15 protein-coding genes are annotated in these 19266 nt (G+C 53.5%); 10 read left to right on the top strand and 5 right to left on the bottom strand.

What is annotated here, in order from left to right:
• Positions 1 to 299: 299 nt before the first annotated feature.
• Both Q31b_RS06845 and Q31b_RS06850 read right to left on the bottom strand, forming a co-directional pair.
• Complete coding sequence (locus Q31b_RS06845; protein ID WP_146598951.1) at positions 300 to 728, bottom strand: DoxX family protein; 429 nt, start codon at positions 726 to 728, stop codon at positions 300 to 302.
• A gap of 32 nt (positions 729 to 760) precedes the next feature.
• Entirely contained in the window at positions 761 to 1975 is a 1215-nt protein-coding gene (locus Q31b_RS06850) for an argininosuccinate synthase (protein ID WP_146598952.1), read from the bottom strand.
• A gap of 85 nt (positions 1976 to 2060) precedes the next feature.
• Between Q31b_RS06850 and larB the strand changes: the two genes are divergently transcribed.
• From larB to thrS, 6 genes are all read left to right on the top strand, one after another.
• Positions 2061 to 2924: a nickel pincer cofactor biosynthesis protein LarB gene (gene larB, locus Q31b_RS06855; protein WP_146599393.1), complete on the top strand. Its 864-nt coding sequence runs from the start codon at positions 2061 to 2063 to the stop codon at positions 2922 to 2924.
• 51 nt (positions 2925 to 2975) lie between these two features.
• Entirely contained in the window at positions 2976 to 3842 is an 867-nt protein-coding gene (locus tag Q31b_RS06860) for an NAD(P)H-hydrate dehydratase (RefSeq protein ID WP_146598953.1), read from the top strand.
• A gap of 203 nt (positions 3843 to 4045) precedes the next feature.
• On the top strand, positions 4046 to 4966 hold the full coding sequence (ribF, locus tag Q31b_RS06865) for a riboflavin biosynthesis protein RibF (protein ID WP_146598954.1): 921 nt from the start codon (positions 4046 to 4048) through the stop codon (positions 4964 to 4966).
• A gap of 356 nt (positions 4967 to 5322) precedes the next feature.
• Positions 5323 to 6318: a DHH family phosphoesterase gene (locus tag Q31b_RS06870; protein ID WP_146599394.1), complete on the top strand. Its 996-nt coding sequence runs from the start codon at positions 5323 to 5325 to the stop codon at positions 6316 to 6318.
• A 413-nt stretch (positions 6319 to 6731) separates the two neighbouring features.
• Positions 6732 to 7607 (top strand): hypothetical protein, encoded by an 876-nt coding sequence (locus tag Q31b_RS06875; RefSeq protein ID WP_146598955.1) that lies wholly within the window; start codon positions 6732 to 6734, stop codon positions 7605 to 7607.
• A 199-nt stretch (positions 7608 to 7806) separates the two neighbouring features.
• Positions 7807 to 10038 carry a threonine--tRNA ligase gene (gene thrS / locus Q31b_RS06880; protein WP_146598956.1) on the top strand — a complete coding sequence of 744 codons (2232 nt, stop codon included), beginning with the start codon at positions 7807 to 7809 and terminating at the stop codon, positions 10036 to 10038.
• Positions 10039 to 10625: 587 nt separating this feature from the next.
• Here thrS and Q31b_RS06885 read toward each other — a convergent pair.
• Complete coding sequence (locus Q31b_RS06885) at positions 10626 to 11966, bottom strand: glycosyltransferase family 4 protein (RefSeq protein ID WP_231617365.1); 1341 nt, start codon at positions 11964 to 11966, stop codon at positions 10626 to 10628.
• A 207-nt stretch (positions 11967 to 12173) separates the two neighbouring features.
• On the opposite strand from Q31b_RS06885, the gene lepA reads away from it, so the two are divergent.
• Positions 12174 to 13985 (top strand): translation elongation factor 4, encoded by a 1812-nt coding sequence (lepA, locus tag Q31b_RS06890; RefSeq protein ID WP_146598957.1) that lies wholly within the window; start codon positions 12174 to 12176, stop codon positions 13983 to 13985.
• Positions 13986 to 14045: 60 nt separating this feature from the next.
• Here lepA and Q31b_RS06895 read toward each other — a convergent pair whose 3' ends face one another.
• Together Q31b_RS06895 and larE are read right to left on the bottom strand one after the other, a co-directional pair.
• Positions 14046 to 15629 carry a protein kinase domain-containing protein gene (locus Q31b_RS06895; RefSeq protein ID WP_231617366.1) on the bottom strand — a complete coding sequence of 528 codons (1584 nt, stop codon included), beginning with the start codon at positions 15627 to 15629 and terminating at the stop codon, positions 14046 to 14048.
• Positions 15626 to 16489 carry an ATP-dependent sacrificial sulfur transferase LarE gene (gene larE / locus Q31b_RS06900; RefSeq protein ID WP_146598958.1) on the bottom strand — a complete coding sequence of 288 codons (864 nt, stop codon included), beginning with the start codon at positions 16487 to 16489 and terminating at the stop codon, positions 15626 to 15628. The genes Q31b_RS06895 and larE overlap by 4 nt, the downstream gene beginning before the upstream one ends.
• Positions 16490 to 16729: 240 nt before the next feature.
• Here larE and Q31b_RS06905 point away from each other — a divergent pair, with 240 nt between their 5' ends.
• From Q31b_RS06905 to Q31b_RS06915, 3 genes are all read left to right on the top strand, one after another.
• Positions 16730 to 17896, top strand: coding sequence for a GNAT family N-acetyltransferase (locus tag Q31b_RS06905; protein ID WP_146598959.1), 1167 nt, complete (start codon positions 16730 to 16732; stop codon positions 17894 to 17896).
• A 237-nt stretch (positions 17897 to 18133) separates the two neighbouring features.
• Positions 18134 to 18763 carry an imidazole glycerol phosphate synthase subunit HisH gene (gene hisH / locus Q31b_RS06910; protein WP_146598960.1) on the top strand — a complete coding sequence of 210 codons (630 nt, stop codon included), beginning with the start codon at positions 18134 to 18136 and terminating at the stop codon, positions 18761 to 18763.
• The gene (locus Q31b_RS06915; protein ID WP_146598961.1) at positions 18760 to 19257 is read left to right on the top strand and encodes a hypothetical protein; all 498 of its coding nucleotides are present in this window, start codon (positions 18760 to 18762) and stop codon (positions 19255 to 19257) included. The genes hisH and Q31b_RS06915 overlap by 4 nt, the downstream gene beginning before the upstream one ends.
• Positions 19258 to 19266 lie beyond the last annotated feature (9 nt).

Here is a 19266-nt window from a genome sequence, read left to right on the forward strand (position 1 = left end):
AGCCCCAGTTGAGAAGAACGCTGCGACTGGAAGCCACAGCCACTAAATATGACGTGGCTGGGGCTTCCAGCCCCAGTTGAGAAGAACGCTGCGACTGGAAGCCACAGCCACTAAATATGACGTGGCTGGGGCTTCCAGCCCCAGTTGAGAAGAACGCTGCGGCTGGAAGCCACAGCCACTAAATAAGCAGCCTACGGCTTTTTGCAAAATGCTCTAGGCTGATTCGTTGGAGTCCAGCCTTGAGGCGATTCTTTTCAGGTAATTGGCTAAAGCCTAAACTCCAACTCACCTGCCCTTGATTACAACCACCAGCCCTTGCCTTGTCGGACGGCGTAATTCCCAGGGCCGATCAATGCGATTACGAGGGAACCCAACAGGTAAAGCATCGGCAACTCGATCGCCCAGCCACCGTGAGGTCCGATGCTAAGGATGTCCGCCGAGTGGGCAAGCAAGATGGCGACCAGCATATTGAAGGCAAACACCAAAGAGGAAATTCTTGTAAAAACGCCCGCCAGCATGAGCAGTGGCACGACAAGCTCCCCCACATAGACTCCATACGCCAACAACGTCGGCACCCCCTTGGCGGCCAACATTCCCTCGATGCCGCCAACCCCACCAATCATCTTGGCGATTCCATGAAAGAGCATCAAGCCAGCGATCGTGACTCTCAGCAGAAGCTTTCCGTAATCTTCAAGCTTCGCTTGCGAAGCGTTTTTCCAAGTGAGCATGCGATCGATTCTCGATAGAGCGTAGAGAGGAATTAGTAAGTTCTTGGTCGAACCGACGCCTGGACGCGGCTTGGTAGGCCTTGGATTCGCAGGAACCCTTCCGCATCGTCTTGGTTGTAGGAACCGCCTCCTTCCATCGTGGCAATTTCGGCATCATACAAACTGTTCGGGCTCGTCCGCGATTCGACGCTAATGTTCCCTTTGTATAGTTTCAACGTGACTTCGCCCGTTACCGGTTTTTGAGCCTCTTGAATAAACGCCATCAAGGCATCCATCTTGGGCGTATACCAGAATCCGTAGTACACCATCTCGGCGACTTCGGGTGCCAAGCGATCACGCAAGTGCATCAAGTCACGGTCCATCGTCAGTTGCTCTACATACATGACGGCATCGTACAGTACCGTCATGCCTGGTGACTCATAAACGCCCCGGCTCTTCATACCGACAAAGCGGTTTTCGACCATGTCGATGCGTCCGATACCGTTGCGGCCAGCGATCTCGTTGAGCGATTCGACCATCTCCAGTGCATTGACCGACTTGCCGTTAAGCTTGACCGGCACGCCAGACTCGATACCGATCGTAACCGATTCGGATTTATCCGGTGCTTCTTGTGGACTGACGCCCATTCCGAAATCAACGAGTTCAACCCCGTTAACGTCTAGCTCCTCGAGCTGGCCCGCTTCATAGCTGATGTGCAACACATTTTCGTCGCTACTGTAGGGTTTTGACGTGGATGCTTTAACGGGGATGTTTTTCTCAGCACAGTAGGCGATCAATTCGGTCCGTCCAGGAAATGCGTCACGAAATTCCTTGATCCGCCAAGGAGCAATCGTTTCGACGCTCGGGTCGAGGGCTTCGGCGGCGAGTTGGAATCGGCATTGGTCGTTTCCTTTACCCGTTGCTCCGTGAGCGTAAGCGGTCGCTCCGACTTCACGAGCGACTTCGAGGCAAACCTTGCTGATCAGCGGGCGGGCAATCGAGGTGCCGAGCAGGTAGATTTGCTCGTACTTGGCCTGCCAAGCCAAAACGGGGAAAGCAAAGTCGCGGCACAGTTCTTCGCGAACGTCGATGAGACGAGCGGATTTCGCTCCGCAGTCGCGAGCCTTTTTCATAGTCGCTTCGCGATCTTCGCCCGGTTGCCCGAGATCGACGTAGACCGCATGCACCTCATAACCCTTGTCTTGAAGCCATCCAAGAATGACCGAAGTATCCAATCCACCCGAATAGGCAAGTACACAGCTTTTCATAACGACGCCAACTACCAACAATAAGAGGTTGAAACAAGATTCACTGCCCAATTTGAATTTCGAAACCCTCTTCGTGCAACCGCCCATGCCCAGTCAGCCACCCGATGCGAGAGAAATAATTGCCCAGGTCGCTACGGGAGCAATATCGATTGACGACGCCCTAGCACGTCTCGGAATCGCTACCGCAGCATCGACAGGGCTTGAAAATCTGCCCAAGAATCGAGCGGAAATGCAATCGATCGGCGGTGCGACCGTCGATTTGGGGCGTCGAGAACGTTGTGGATTCAGCGAAGTAATCTACGGTGAGGGAAAAAACGTATCCCTTATCGCCGATATCATTGAAACGCAGCAGCGGGCTGGGCAGAGTTCTTTGGCTACTCGGCTTGCCCCATCGGCCGCCGAATGGCTACAACAAAAATTCCCTTCGGGCCACTACAATTCATTGGCCAGAACGTTTCGCACCACAGCCAAAAATCCTCAGCCCCCCTGCCCTGCTGAGCAAAAATCTTTCTCTGCTACCTATCATGCCGCCGTCGTCACCGCGGGAAGCACCGATACTCCGGTCGCCGAAGAAGCGATCGAAACCCTCATCTGGATGGAGATTCCCTACCAGCGTTTCGATGACATCGGTGTCGCCGGGCCGCAAAGATTACTTGCGGCCGTGCCCCAGCTTCGCCAGGCATCGGCGGTCGTGGTGATTGCGGGCATGGAAGGCGCGCTGCCAGCGGCCATCGCAGGCCATTTGTCGGCCCCCATTTTCGCAGTCCCGACCAGCGTTGGCTACGGCGCAACACTGGGCGGCTTGACTCCACTTCTGGGCATGTTGAGTAGTTGTGCTTCGAATGTCGCCACCGTCAACATCGACGCCGGTTTCAAAGGCGGATATTTAGCAGGAATCGTGGTCCAGCAATTGCTCGCTAGTCATTCGCCATTTGGAAAGATAAAGTAGCCTCCCGTTGGCCGCCCCCAGCCTACCCGAATCACAAAGGACCACGGACGAATGACAAATCCTCCCCTGCCCTTCCCTTCGCGAAAGACGGACGCTCACAAAGGCGATGTGGGGAGGGTTTTGCTTGTCGGTGGTTCGCGTGGGATGGCTGGATCGATCTCGCTATCATCCATGGCGGCATTGCACACTGGATCGGGGCTCGTCAGTGCGGCGGTTCCCGATCGCTGTCTCGAAACGGTGGCCTCGTTTCATCCGTGTTTGATGACCATCCCGCTGGCGGATGATGCAGCAGGCCATTTTGCGAGCGCTGCGGTAACGGAGATTGCTCAGCAAGTGGACGCCTACGATGCAATCGGTTGTGGACCTGGGATGGGGACAAGTGATGCTGCGATCGAGCTGGTCGAGTTGCTACTGCAAAAGAGCGATATCGCACGCGTCTTGGATGCGGATGCCTTGAACGCTTTGTCGAAAACCAATTGGGGCCATCGTCAATCTTCCAAATCGGGGCCACTGATCTTGACTCCGCACCCTGGCGAATTACAACGGCTGTCAGGGGTTCGTTCTTCGGACCGCGAACAGCAAATCAAAGCGGCCCATCGATTGGCGGCTCTTCATGATGTCGTGGTTGTCGTCAAAGGGGGCCCGACGGTGGTCGTCGATGCCGAGCGAAAATGGACCAATACGACCGGTAATCCTGGCATGGCTACGGGCGGAAGCGGCGATGTCTTGACGGGAGTCGTCACATCGCTGCTCGGACAAGGCATGACGCCATGGGACGCCTCTCGACTCGGTGTTTGGCTGCATGGTGCCGCAGGCGATCGGGCTGCCGTGAAGCATGGTCAAGCAGGCATGACCGCACGGGAGCTGCTCGACGAGATCCCTGGCGTAATGGCAGCCTATGAAAATCGCTGCATTTGATGTTGTTTCGTGGTGTTTTCAACCTAGTCTACGCTTACCGCCCGGGTTTTATTGTGTCCCCCAAGCTAGAAGCCTGGGCCACGTTCTCGGGGCCAAGCGGCCTTTACAAATTTTGTCCGGTACCAGGTCTACGAAAATGGAACGTTTTGAGTCATACTGTTCCCCCCTGCCCTGCCCCGCTTTTCTGAACTCGACTTTTATACGTGACGAAACTACTACGCTTAAGCGAAATTACCGATGCGGTTCGTTATGGCGTGATCAGTATCGGCAACTTTGACGGAGTTCACCGCGGGCACGCGGTCTTGATCGGCGCGGCTCGTCGATTGGCGGATCGTCTCCACGGGCCTGTCGTCGCGGTCGCCTTTGATCCTCATCCTGCCGAAATCCTACGTCCCGACCGAGCTCCCGCGCAATTGACTTGGTTGGAAAGGCGAGCCGAACTGCTGGGGGAACAGGGGGCGGATTTCCTAGTCATCATCCCCATCGGTCAAGCCTTCCTAAATTTGTCGGCAACCGAGTTCTTTGTCTCCTTGGTCCGTGACCAATTCGCTAGTAAAGGAATCGTCGAAGGTCCGAATTTCTTTTTCGGCCGCTCGCGACAAGGAAATATCGAAACGCTCCGATCGCTTTGTGAACAACACAGCATCGAATTGTCCGTCGCCGAATCCTCGAAGGACGCCGAGTCGATGATCAGTAGCACGCGGGTTCGCGATTTCATTCGAAGTGGCGACATCGACGCCGCCAATGGGCTGATGGGGCATCCACATCGGCTGCGTGGAACCGTTGGGCATGGGGCCGGTCGGGGGAAAAGCATTGGATTTCCCACGGCGAACCTCACCGACATTGATGTCCTAGTCCCTGGTGTCGGTGTCTACGGCGGGCATGCGATCGTGGACGGCAACCGACACACGGCTGCGATTCATATCGGGCCGAATCCAACCTTCGACGATTCTGAAAAACGGAAGGTCGAAGTACACCTGCTCGATTACAATGGCGATTTGTACCAGCGTCCGATGATGGTTGACGTCGACACTCGAGTGCGTGACATTGTTCGCTTTGATTCGCCTGAAAAACTTGTCGAGCAGCTCAACAAAGATATCTCATCGATCCGCGAGAATCAGTGAGGGACGTCGACTTGAAGACCATGGTAGCGAAAAAGCGTTTAGGGATTCGTCCATGCTTGTTGAAATTGCTTTATGTTATCGTCGCGAAGCGATGATAGGCGAAGGCCTCAGACACAAGTCTGGGGGGCACAAGCCTGGAGGCTTGCCGCAAACGACGATCGGAGAGTCCCGTCGGGACTTCCGATTCCAATGAAAACCGAAACCATAGACGAACGTCCGTGGCGATAACCTGCCGTGCCTTCGGCACTCAAAAACGCAACGTTAATTCTTGCGCTTCGGGTTATGATGAAATGCTAAGTGGCATTGTCCTATAACGTATGAACAAATTTATTTCTCCTTCGAAAGCGAAAAGCCTAATGGGTGTCAATTGGAAAGCCTTTGTCGATCAAATCAGCCACTATGAATCGTTTGTTCTCGTCAGCCACATTCGGCCCGACTGTGATGCGCTCGGCAGCGAGCTAGGAATGGCGGAGGTGCTGCGGTCGGTTGGCAAGAAGGTACGAATCATCAATTCACATCGCACACCCACCGCCTTGCAGTTTCTCGATCCGGCTGGCAATATCGAAGTTCTCGGCGACCATGTCGAGGCGGAAGATATCACGGCGGATTGCATCATGATCCTAGACACATCTGCATGGGCCCAACTTGGTGACATGGGCGACTTTATCCGAGCGTCGCGGATCGATAAGATCATTGTCGATCATCATGTCGGCGAAGATGACATCGGCGCAACGTTGTACAAAGACTACCAGGCCGAAGCGACGGGACACTTGGTCGTACAAGCAGCCGATGCGCTCGGCGTACCGCTAACGCGAACCATGGCGGCTCCGCTGTTTGCTGCCATCGCTACCGACACCGGATGGTTCCGGTTCGGCAGTGTCACACCAGAAACCTACCGCGTGGTAGCCCGGTTAGTTGACGCCGGTGTCGTCCCAAGTGAAATCTATAGTGATCTGTACGAGCGAGATACTCTCGGGCGACTTAAACTGCGAGGCCTGATTCTGTCGCGAACCGAATCGGAAGTCGACGGGGCTTTAATGCATACCTACGTCGAGAAAGAAGACTTTGCCAAAGTCGGTGCCGAAGCGAGTGACACCGAAGATGCAATCAACTTGACGTTGGCGGTGCAAGGCACCAAGGCGGCGGTCATTTTTGTTGGTCAACTTCGCGGCGGATTCAAGTTGAGTTTTCGCAGTCGGTGTGCAATGGATTGCAATGAGATCGCACAGCAATTTGGGGGCGGCGGTCACAAAGCCGCGGCTGGAGCTTTTCAAGAAGGAACCCTCGACGACGTGAAAGCCAAAGTGTTGCCCGTCGTTATCGACGCAGTCCGAAAAGCGATCGAGACTTAATCGAGACTTCGTCGCTACCTAGCCTCGGCTTCATGACCTGCGTGTGCCCTGCCCTGCCCTGCCCTGCCCTCGCTGTTCTACCCAATCGCTACCCAGCCGGTAGGGTTGGACCAAGCAATCGGATGGACCGTTGGGCTGAAATCGTTGCATGCGCCGCGTGGAAAACAACCGGGGCTCTTCCCCCCAAGGCTGGGAGCCTCGGCATCACTCCTTCCAGACTGGAAGCCGAGCCGCGGGCAAGATCCCAAGATCCGCTGTCAACCGAGTCACGTTGTGCCGGTTATACAGGTTGGCTTTGTCTGAACTCGTTTTCCTCGGCCAGATGGTCGAATCCTTACAACTAGAACGAGTGTTTTTGCACTCGTTTCGTTAGCGAAACGGATTATAGCGATCAACCTTCGGAGAAGCGTAGCATGGATGCGGCTAAACGAAACCAACGATTTACTCTGAGTTGCGAACCGCAAACGGTACGTCCCGCTCTGTGGGTGTTTACGATTGCCACTGCCGTATGCTGCGTTTCGGCAGCCAAGGCCGCTGGCGGTATCGAGCTTGTTGCGAGTGACTCACGGAAATCTGAAGTGCTGATCGAAGGACCGGTGCGAATTTCCCCGGCCTCCTTTCCCCATTCCTTGTCTTCTATCAACAAGTCTCACTTCGTCGTGTCGCTGAATGAAGAAGCCCAAGAGGAGTTAGGCTTTGATTCGTTGCCAAAAGACCCGAGCGAAACGGATGACGAGGAATTCCGCGATCATCTGAAGAGCCGCGAACAGCGCAACTTGATGGACCAAGATGAATCTCAAGGCCGCCAACCTGAAGTTGTCAGTGGACGATTCATTTTGCCCGATTTGTCGGCTGCGACAACAAACACTACCGATATCGGCAATGGTAAAACGCCGGACGGTTTCCGTGGTGACTCACCTGCTCCACTCGAACCGCTACCGGAATCCGGCGTCGATCGCCCCGGCAGTTGGACATGGTCGATGCGGACCTGGGCCGCCCCCAACACGTTTTCTTACCCGCGATATTTCGAAGACCGAATGCTGGAGCGACATGGACATGAACGATGTCCCCATTGGACCCCACTGCTCGCCGGTGCTCGTTTCTTTGGAACCGTCCCGTTGTTGCCCTATCTAGCCACGGTACAACATCCGTGCGAATGCGAGTATACGCTAGGGTATTACCGAAGCGGCAACTGCGTACCTGCATACCTGCAACGTCCGCCGTATGAGCGAAAAGCGGTCATTGCGGAAGCTGCCGCCATCACCGCGGGTGTGCTGATCATTCCGTGATAGAAAGGTCGTTGGGGTCCAAGCTTTAACCGATTTCGTACTCCGGATCATTTTCCCTGTTGAAAATCGCCGAAAGGCTAGACTCCAACGGTATCGGTATTGACGACTAGGCAATCAACCGGTCATTCTTTCTTTCTTGTGCTCATGCCTCCGTATCGCATGGGCTTCAGAAACCTCCGCAACTTGAGCGAATTTTGTCATGTCGACTGCATCGTCTGCCTCCCCGTCCCTACCGAGTCAAATTCAAATCCAGCTTCCTGACGGAACGATCGCCAAACATCCTGGCGATACCACGGCGATGGACATCGCCAAAGGGATCAGCGAGGGGTTAGCCCGCAGCGTGATGGCAGCCGAGGTTTCGGGAAAGATTGTCGACGCCAATCGCCCACTCGGTGAATTGGCTCAGGATGATTCGCCCATGCCACTTCGGCTACTGACCAACCGAGACAGCGAATCACTCGATGTGCTCCGTCACTCCGCCGCCCACGTGATGGCTCGTGCCGTGATGCGTCTTTACAAAGGTGTTTCGCTAGCATTCGGACCGACCACATCTGGCGGTTTCTACTATGATTTCGACATCCCCGAGAAGATTAGCGAAGACGATTTCCCGAAGATCGAAGCCGAAATCAAAAAAATCATCAAAGAGAAAGAACCATTCGAGCGGTTTATTCTCGACCGTGACGAAGCAAGAAAGTTGTGCAACGATCTTGAGCAAGATTTGAAGGTCGAGCATATCGAAACCGGACTCGGCGACCAGCCGACGGTCAGTTTTTATCGCCAAGGCGAATTCGTCGATTTGTGCCGCGGTCCTCATATCCCCGATGCGGGAAAGATCAAAGCGATCAAATTGATGAGTATCGCGGGTGCGTATTGGAAGGGCGACGCTTCGGGCCGACAACTGCAACGACTTTATGGAACCGCTTTCTTCGACAAAAAGGAATTGGCGGCCTATTTAGAGCGACTCGAAGAAGCACGCCGACGCGACCATCGTGTGCTCGGTAAACAACACGGCCTGTTCGCGATCAACCCCGAAGTGGGTCAAGGTCTATGCCTGTGGCTACCCAAGGGCGCTAGGGTACGTAGTACGCTCGAGGATTTCCTACGAAAAGAATTGCTGTCGCGAGGCTACGACCCTGTCTATAGCCCTCATATCGGGCGAGTGGAATTGTATGAAACCAGCGGCCACTTTCCGTACTATCGCGACAGCCAATTCTCGCCATTGTTCGGTAGTGAAGCAGGTGGCATGATCGACGCCTGGACCCAGCGACTCGAAGCTGGCACGCTCGGCAAAGATGACGAAGAAAAGTTGATGGAAGCGGCCAAAGTGCTCGGAGCCGATATCCCCGATTACAAACCATCGGCATCGAACGAAGAGAAACGAGCGGTGCTGCATCGTTGGCAATCTGTTCATGAACGGTACTTGGTTAAACCGATGAATTGCCCGCATCATTGCCACATGTTCAAGGCTCAACCGCGATCGTATCGCCAATTGCCACTCCGGTTATTCGAGTTTGGAACGGTCTACCGTCACGAGCAAACGGGGGAACTGAACGGCATGCTACGTGTTCGCGGTTTGACTCAAGACGATGCCCATATCTTCTGCACTGCTGAACAAGTGGAAGCGGAATTCAAAGCGACAATCGATTTGACCAAGTTTGTCTTGGAAGCGGTGGGACTACGCGACTATCGAGTTCAATTGTCGCTGCGTGATCCCAAGAGCGATAAGTATGTCGGCAGCGAAGAGAATTGGACCCATGCCGAAAATGCGCTGCGAGAAGTGATGCAACATTCGGGGCTTCAATTCAACGAGGAACAAGGCGAGGCGGCCTTCTATGGACCGAAGGCCGACTTCATGGTCCGCGATTGTATCGGTCGATCTTGGCAGCTTGGTACCGTCCAACTCGACTACAATTTGCCTGAGCGTTTCAAACTCGAATACACAGGCACGGACAACGCGACGCACCGTCCCGTCATGATTCACCGTGCCCCGTTCGGTTCAATGGAACGGTTCACGGGAATGTTGATCGAGCACTTTGCCGGTGCATTCCCAATGTGGCTATCGCCCGAGCAAGTTCGCGTATTACCGCTTAGTGACAAGTCGATTGACTATGCCGTCGCGGTCGCAAAGCAGTTTGATGAAGCCGGGCTAAAGGTCACGATCGATAACAACGATGGCAAAGTCCAAGCCAAGATTCGCAATGCCCAGCTCGACCTCGTCAACTACATGGCCGTCGTCGGACCCAAGGAAGCGGAAGCGGGTCACGTTGCCCTGCGAGACCGGATTGAAGGCGATTTGGGATCGATGCCAATCGCCGAGGCGATTGCAAAATTGACGAAGGAAACCGACGAGCGAATCGTCCGCCAAGCGGTTCAAGGAACAGTCGACGGCGCCGCCGCCGTCGACTCCGGTGCCACCGGTCACGAGTACTAAACACTCCAACCCCTAGTGCCCCAAGCTTTAGCCTCTACACGAGTGTTCAGAGGACCGGAAGGCTTGCGCCCGGTCGTTAATTTGTTAGCGGAACGGCGCAAGCGGACTGTCGAGTCAATCGTTTAACGCTTAGCCGAAGGCGCCAGCTTTCCCATAAGCGGTCGCCTTTGGCTTGGCGTTAAACAATAAGTCGAGTCAATCGTTTAACGCTTAGCCGAAGGCGCCAGCTTTCCCATAAGCGGTCGCCTTTGGCTTGGCGTTAAACAATAAGTCGAGTCAATCGTTTAACGCTTAGCCGAAGGCGCCAGCTTTCCCATAAGCGGTCGCCTTTGGCTTGGCGTTAAACAATAAGTCGAGTCAATCGTTTAACGCTTAGCCGAAGGCGCCAGCTTTCCCATAAGCGGTCGCCTTTGGCTTGGCGTTAAACAATAAGTCGAGTCAATCGTTTAACGCTTAGCCGAAGGCGCCAGCTTTCCCATAAGCGGTCGCCTTTGGCTTGGCGTTAAACAATAAGTCGAGTCAAACCGATTAAATCAACAGCCTGCAAGCCGTCCGGTTTCACCGTAATGTTCAACCTGGACCAAGCACTAGGATTGAGCAAACAATGTTGCCAAGGCTCGGCTGGCATTTTCGATCGAGTGTTTTTCGTGTACTGATCTGTGCCCGTTTTTGCTCAGTTCTTTTCGCAGTAACGGATCGTTCTTTAATCGCAGGATCGCCTCGGCTAATGCGTGATGGTCGTTCGGTGGCACGAGGATGCCGCCGCCTGTCGATGCGATGAGCTCCGAAAACCCACCGTGGTCTGGCAACACGACGGGAACCCCCGACGCCATGGCTTCAAGTGCAAACAATCCCTTTGGGTCTTCGTACTCGGTTGGCACGGACAACAAATCAAGAGACTGTAAAAACGCAACCTTCTCGGCCAATTCAGGGCTGCCGTGATACGTGAAACGGTCTTCCAAACCGGCTTCACGGACTCGCGTTTGGATCGTCTTCAAATAGGGACGATTGACTTCGCCGAGCCAACCAGCGACCTCGAGTGTGACGTCGTGATGCTCGTTTGCAAGGTGCAGAAACGCGTCAACCAGACGATGCAGTCCCTTTTCGGGTGATATTCTGGCCAAGTATCCAATGCGAAAGGTTTTGGTTTTGCCGTGCGATCGATCGGGCACGGATGTTAGAGACGCGGAGTAGGCGGCAGCATCGATCGACAAAGGCGTTTGAAAGAGTTTCTCCGGGGGGATGTTCAAAAGCGTGCCCATTCTATCAGCGTAAAAACGGCTGTTAACGACAAATCGATCGACCGAACTGACCAGTTTGCTGCACAAGGCGATCGCTTCAGCACGGGCTTCGGTCGGAAGGTGGTCGAGAAAGATATCATCGCCTTGCAACATCACAATAACCTGAGTCTCTGGAAGCCGACGATGGACGAGCGGAAGCGAACCACCAATGAGCAGATTGCTCAAAATAAGTACGTCGGGTTGAATTTTGTTCTCTAACCAATCAACCAGCCGGATAACTTCTTCGGACTGCCGCCCGTCGGTTCCTTGGAGCATCGAGATTGCCAAGTCGCCGAGTTTCGCGGGATCGGTCGATGCGGCTTTACGAGTTGCCACTCGGATCAACGGCGGCCAATCGAGAAATCGGCGTGCGGATTGAGGGACAAACCGCAGCCACGGCATCTGTTGGAGCAAATAAACGTGAATGCCGCCAAAGAAGATTTTCTCACTCGCAACGCTGATCGAATCGGTCCGAATCGGCGTATAGATTGGTTGCAGCAAACAATCGTAGCCATCAGCGATGAGCGTTCGAGCCAACGCGTTGTCGTGCATGCAACTGCCGCAGTACATGCCAGCAGCACCGGCGGTCAAGAAGACAACTTTCATGTTTGTTTTCAGCGATCGGATGGTTGATTGTGGTTGTTCCATGCGGATTCTATACTCTCGGTACGGTTGTCCGACGACCGCACCGCCGCATTTCCCCCACACACCTTAATGCCTTCAAAGCCAGGAGGCAATTCGCCCCCTTATAACGCCGCGAGCGGTGTCCTGGACAGCAGAACACCCAATCGTCGCACTTAGGCGAGAATAAGAGATGTCGAAATTCGCTTTTCGAGTATCCTCACAAGAAACAATATGTCAGCAAATAATACAGCATCAAACATCCGCAATTTTGCCATCATTGCCCATATCGACCACGGCAAGAGCACGTTGGCCGACCGATTGTTGGAATTTACCGAGACGGTGACCCTGCGGCAAATGAAAGAGCAATTGCTCGACGATTTAGAACTTGAACGGTCGCGAGGGATCACGATCAAGGCCCACGCGGTTTCCATGCGATTTAACCGCAAGGGCAAGGATTACGAGCTAAATCTAATCGACACGCCCGGACACGTTGACTTTCATTACGAGGTTTCCCGATCGTTAGCATGTTGCGAAGGCGTGCTACTGCTCGTTGATGCGTTTCAAGGTGTCGAAGCACAAACGGTCGCCAATGCGTATGCCGCGATGGAGCACGATCTGAAAATCATTCCGGTCATCAACAAAATTGACTTGACTCACGCCCGGCCAGATGAAGTTGCCGAAGAGATGATGAATTCACTCGGCACCGACCCGGATGAATGCGTCCGGGTCAGTGCGAAGACAGGCGAAGGGGTTCCCGATCTACTCGACGCGATCATCGAACACATACCCGCGCCAACGGGTGACGCCCAAGCGACGTTGCAAGCGATGGTGTTCGATTCGAATTATGACGATTTCCGAGGTGCGATCACCTATGTGCGGATCATGAACGGAACCGTCCGCAAAGGTCAAAAAATCCGTTTTTTGAGAGCGGGTTCTGTCCATGAAGTGGTCGAACTAGGGCGATTCTCTCCACAACGCGTTGCTTGCAACGAACTAAAGGCGGGACAAGTCGGCTATTTGATTTGTAACATCAAAAGTCTCAGTGACGTTCACATTGGCGACACGATTAGTATCCCAGGTGATAAACCGGCACCAGCGTTGCCTGGCTACTCACTGCCCAAACGAATGGTTTACTGTGGTTTGTTCCCAAGCGATGGCCAAGATTTTTCGGAATTGCGTGATGCACTCGAGCGATTGTCGATCAATGACCCAAGCTTCGAATTCGAACCGGAAACCAGCGACGCATTGGGCTTCGGTTTCCGCTGTGGTTTCCTAGGGCTTTTGCACATGGAGATCATCCAACAGCGATTGGAGAATGAATCCGACATTGACTTGGTTCAAACCGCCCCGAATGTGACCTACGAGATTGTGACGAAACGCAATCAGCTTCTAACGATTCACAAGCCGCAAGACGTCCCCGATCCAGGTGATATCGAAGAGTTCCGCCAACCGATCGTCAGGTGTAGCATCGTTGTTCCTGACGAATACATCGGATCGGTGATCCAATTGTGCCAAGAACGTCGAGGGATTCTCAAAACGCAAGAGTACATTGGCGCTGGGCGAGCGATGTTGGTTTATAACATTCCATTAGCGGAAGTCGTTTACGATTTGCATGATAAAATAAAGAGCTGCACGCGAGGCTACGGGACGCTCGATTACGAGATGGTGGGCTACGAGCCAGCGGACTTGTGCCGATTGGACATTATGGTCAATGGGAATCGAGTCGATGCATTGAGTATCGTTTGCAACAAAGCGGATGCCGATCGCCGCGGCCGAGCGGTCGCAAAGAAATTAAAAGCGGAAATTGATCGGCACATGTTTGAAGTTGCCGTTCAGGCCGCGATCGGCAGTCGGGTGATCGCCCGAGAAACGGTTCCCGCAATGCGAAAAAACGTGACGGCGAAGTGTTACGGAGGCGATATCACTCGCAAACGCAAGTTACTACAAAAGCAGAAGGAAGGAAAAAAACGCATGAAGGCGATTGGCAACGTCGAGATCAGCCAAAAAGCATTCATGGCCGTGCTAAGCGATGGTGAAGGCTAAGGCTGTTCCGCGATTTTCGAGAAACACTGCAAAACCGCCTTCTGGGCCATCACGAACAAACTACAACGTCAATCCTAACTGAGAACGCGTTTTTTCGGGTACGACTCGGTCGAAAATGATGGCGGCACTGGAGTTGGTTTTATGCAATTCTTTGTAGGCGGCTTGCAGTTGAGCTTGAGTCTCCTGCAATAGCTCGGGGCGGTCCAACTGTTTGAGCCCCTCGCAGCGACTCACCAAGGCTAAAGTCCGATAGAGCCGATCAATTTTTGGATCTGCGGACAATCGCCGCAGCACTTCCTCGGCCGCGCGCCATTGATTATCACTTTGCATTTGCCGCGCCATTTGCAATTGGCTCTTTGCATAGTAACGGATATGGAGGGATTGGTTTTCAACGGGTGGGAAGTAGTCCGATACCGCGGACCACCCTGCTTCGTCGTTGCGAACGACAGCGATCAGGTATTGCTCTTCAACGCTTGTTGCCTGCGGAACTTGGTCAGGACGAAGTATTTGCGTGACACTTTTTGGTGGCCTCGACAGCATCGCGGCGCAAGTCCCGATGATTCCGATCATGACCGCCGCGACAGCCCCGGTCCATTTCAAAGCCTTGCGTCGGTTTCGCTGGCGGGACTCATCTACGATTCGTTGCAGCCGGACCGTCGCGGCAGCGGTTCCAATCGTTACAGCCGAAGTGCCACCGGAGATGGTTTGAGCATGAATCGCCGCGAGCACTTCGCTAGGTGATTGAAAACGATCTTCGGGTCGTTTGCGAATCAATTTCGCCACGATCGCGATCAGCCATTCGGGAACATCGCTTGATCCACGCGCCAAATCCAAGGGAGCTGGAATCTCGTGTAGATGCATGACCGCCAAGGCCAGCGGATCTTCCGCTTCGAACGGTGGACGGCCTGCGATCAAATGGTACATCGAAATGCCGAGCGAATACAAATCGCTGCGAACATCGACAACATGCCCTTGAATCTGTTCGGGGCTCATGTACCGCGGCGTGCCGAGTGTCAACCCAACTTGCGTCAGGTCGCTTCGAGTGGCATCGACGGAGTCGGTTGCCACTCGAGCCAATCCAAAGTCGGCAACTTTAATGATCCCGCGACTCGAACGCATGATGTTTTCGGGTTTGATATCCCGGTGCGTAATCCTTGCCTCGGCCGCAACTTCCAAAGCCGAACCGACTGCCATCAAAACCTCAATCGCTTCGTCCGCACTGACAGCCCCGGACCGAGTGATCACCTGCCGTAAATTGTCGCCATCGACCAATTCTTGAGCAATGTAGTGAAAGGAATCGACGTTTCCAACTTCGTAAATTTGAATAATATTGGGGTGGTTTAACTTTGCGGCCGCCTTGGCTTCTCGGCGAAATCGATTGACGTACGTTTCATCACTGGCAAAATCGCTTCGCAGTACTTTGATCGCGACTTCACGTCCTAGAATCAGATCGCGTGCGGCATAGACATCCGCCATTCCGCCCCGGCCAAGTTTCCGTAAGATTTGATAGTTGCCTAACCGCGATCCCATCAACTGAGACGAGGACACGATACCTTTTCGTTCCGAAACCGAATCCATTGCTTCGCCCATTGCTTCGGTACGCTCAGCCAACGGATCGCTTAGATCAGAGTCGTCGTGAATCAACGCGCGGTTCCCGTAGAAGTGGAGGTGGATGGACGAGTGAGATCGAAACCGACCAATACTTGGTTCAAGCTTCCTGATCGCAAACCTTCGACATCAACGGTAACAAACTGAAACCCAAGTGAGCGGAAGAATTGGTTCATCCGCTCCGCCAATCGGTTTTCACGGAGGCGATCTTGCTCGCTAGGTAGCAATTCCACACGAGCCAATTCGTCAGCGTGGAGGCGAACGCGAAGGTCACTAAAACCTTGACCTCGCAGCCAAGCTTCCGCTCGTTCGATGCGGTCAAGACGGTCTGGGGTGACCGCCACTCCGTAAGAAATTCGACTGGCCAAGCAAGGGGATGCGGGCAATTCGGCATTGTCAAGCTTGAAATGGCGTGCCAGTTCCCGAACGTCCTGTTTCCCCAACCCTAAATCGGCGAGCGGTGTTTTGACCGAAGCAAGGTTTCCTGCTTCGATGCCAGGACGGTAATCGCCAAGATCGTCCGCATTGGTGCCACTGAGGATCACCGCTCCATCGTACCGGACGGCCAACGTTGCCAACGTTTGATAGAGCGTTTGTTTGCAGTAAAAGCACCGCTTCGAATCGTTGCGCACATAGGAAGCACGTTCGCCCTCGCGAGTGTCAACGATTTGGTGGTCGATTCCAATTTGGCTAGCAATCCGCTTCGCCCAATCAATTTGCCACTCAGGGACACTGGCCGAATGCCCCGTTACCGCGATCGCCGAATCGAGACCAGCGAGGGCAGCAGCGGCAGCAACGACGCTACTATCGACGCCGCCCGAAAATGCGATCACGACCCGACCGAGTGGACGGAGGTGATCGATCAGCAAATTTGCATTTTCAGAAACGGAAGACATAAGTACTTGCGATTATAGCAAAAAAACGGGTTATAACGTCAACCAGTGCGTTGCAGGCGTACATTGTAAGCGAAAGCGGTGATTCATGCTGCGAGGCCTTCATTGAAAAAGCTAGGTTTCAAAGCCACAGTCTGAAAACGTAGCGAACATTGATGGTTTTCAGGCAGAGCCTCGTGCCTTTCTCGTGCCTTTACCGTAATTTTTTGCATTTTTACAATACAGCGACCTACTGGACTATCTATGTTTTCCATTGAACGAACGGATCATTTGGCGACAATCGTTTCGGGGGCTGATTCGTCACGCGAACTTTGGAATTCGCTCGCCGATGGCGTCCCGTTTCGCGAACCGAGTTGGTTGGAATCTTGGTGGGAATCGTTTTCAAATGGACAAGAACCCTACATTCTAATCGCACGCGACGCGTCGCGGCAAATTTGTGGCCTGTTGCCACTCTATCGAAAATCGGGTTCGCCCCGAGTATTGTGCTCCTTTGGCAATAATAATGTCTGCAGCGACTTCGTGTCCGTCATCGCCAAGCCTGAGAATGCAAAGGAAATCGCAAAGGCAATGGCAAATTTCCTAATCGATCAAATGAACGATTCGAACGATAGTTGGGATCTGATTGAAATGGATGGAATCAGTGAAAACGATGAAGTCATGAAAACCTTTGCCGCAGAACTGGGAAAACGTAGTGCGATCGTTCACGCTCAGTCTCGGATGCACACTTGGCTGTTCGAATGTCAAGCAACATGGGACGATTGGCTGCAAAAACTAAGTCGCCGAACTCGCCGAAAACACCATTTATTGGAATCTCGGGTCGAGGATACCGACGGCATGGAACTCGTCGTTGCATCAAATCACGACGAAGTAACCGCGCTCATCGACGGCTTGATCGATCTACATCAACGCCGCTGGAACGCGGTCGGGGAACCCGGCAGCTATGCGGATCCGAAAATGCGAAGCTTTATCCAACAAGTCGCCAAGCATTGGCACGACCGAAACCGACTGCACCTCGTTGCGATTCTGATGGATGGAAAAACGATCGGTAATGCGCTAAATTACCGAAGTGACGATGGATGCCTCTACGTCTATAGCACTGGCTATGACATCGAGGCGTCAAAACTCGAGCCAGGCCGAGTTTTGACGACCAAGACGTTGAAATATGCTCACGAGCAGAAGATGAAAGGCGTTGAGTTTTTGCGTGGTGACGAAGCCTACAAAAAGATGCTCGGAGCCGTTCCAACGCGATTGTTGGAATACCGAATCGTCGCACCTCGACTCTGGGCAAAGCTCAGTCATGCCGCCTGGGCTACCCAGTTCGAGCTAAAACAATGGGTACGTCGGCGCACAGGCCGCGAAACCCTCGAGGTCGTCGATATCGCCAGTAGCAGCGTCTCTCCGAGACGCTGAACACACCAAATCTCGGAGTGAATCGGCAACATACGTAGCAGCGTCTCTCCGAGACGCTGAACGCACCGAATCTCGAAGTGAATCGGCAACATACGTAGCAGCGTCTCTCCGAGACGCTAAACACACCAAATCTCGGAGTGAATCGTCAACATCTTGCCAAAAACGATTTTTCGCGATATCGTCCTACGATCCGTCGTCTAACCGTTCTTTCAATGTCGATTTGCCTTTTATCTACCTATGATCACTATCGTTGATTACCAAATGGGGAATCTCCGCAGCGTCCAGAAAGGGATCGAGCGGATTGGCGGTTCGGCAACCATTAGCTCGGATCCGAAGGAAATCGCAAAGGCTTCCCAGTTGATCTTGCCGGGCGTTGGTGCATTTGGTGATGCGATGGCTGAAATCAATCGCCGCGATCTGGCGAAACCTATTCTCGATTTCATCGCATCAGGACGCCCCTTTTTGGGGATTTGTCTCGGCCTGCAATTGCTGTTTGAACGAGGATTTGAGCACGGCGAACATGAGGGACTCGGGGTGCTTGCCGGTGATGTGGTTCGCTTTGACCTGCCAAACAACTACAAAGTTCCGCACATGGGATGGAACACCGTTTCCACCCGGAAACCCTGCCGAATCGTTAATAAACTCAATGACGAAACACACTTTTACTTCGTGCATTCCTATTTTGTTCGTCCAACCGACCCATCCGTGATTGCACTGGAGTGTGATTATGGCGGTCCGTTTTGTGCAATGGTCAGCCGTGACAACCTATTTGCGACTCAATTTCATCCCGAAAAGAGTCAAGAAGTAGGGCTAAAACTATTGGCCGAATTCTCGAAGTTAGGCGACGCAAACGGAGTCGATGAGTGATCACCTCGCCTCCTGATTTGAATCTTGCTTCGCAGGATGGATCGATTCAAGTTTGCTTCCGATGGCACCAAGACCGATACCAACACCACTTTGGCACGGCAGCGGAAATGCCGCTAATGACAAGCATCGAAGACAACGGCGGTCTCGCTTGGCCCTGCTCACCGCCAATCCAACAATTGTCGCTCGAGGCGATTCCCCTGGGGGACGCGTTACTCGGCGTTGGTGGTGCGGGGACGAGTCATTGGAGCATCAGTGTTCACCACGTCGCCTCGGCCAACCAACCAACATTACAATTCGAATTGGCTTGTCGCTATAAGATAGCACCCGGCTTTTTGGGGAGTCGTTACGACCACCATCCGGATCTGATCGTCACAGCGGGTGATGACGCGACGCTCGATCTTGACGGGGATGTTTTGACCGTCAAACCGAAGAGGATTGCCAATCAGGGCACGAGCCGATGGAGTTATCAGGTTTCTAAGCCACTGGGGCGATAGCCTCGGTCT

This window comes from Novipirellula aureliae (assembly GCF_007860185.1).
Classification (GTDB): Bacteria; Planctomycetota; Planctomycetia; order Pirellulales; family Pirellulaceae; genus Novipirellula_A; species Novipirellula_A aureliae.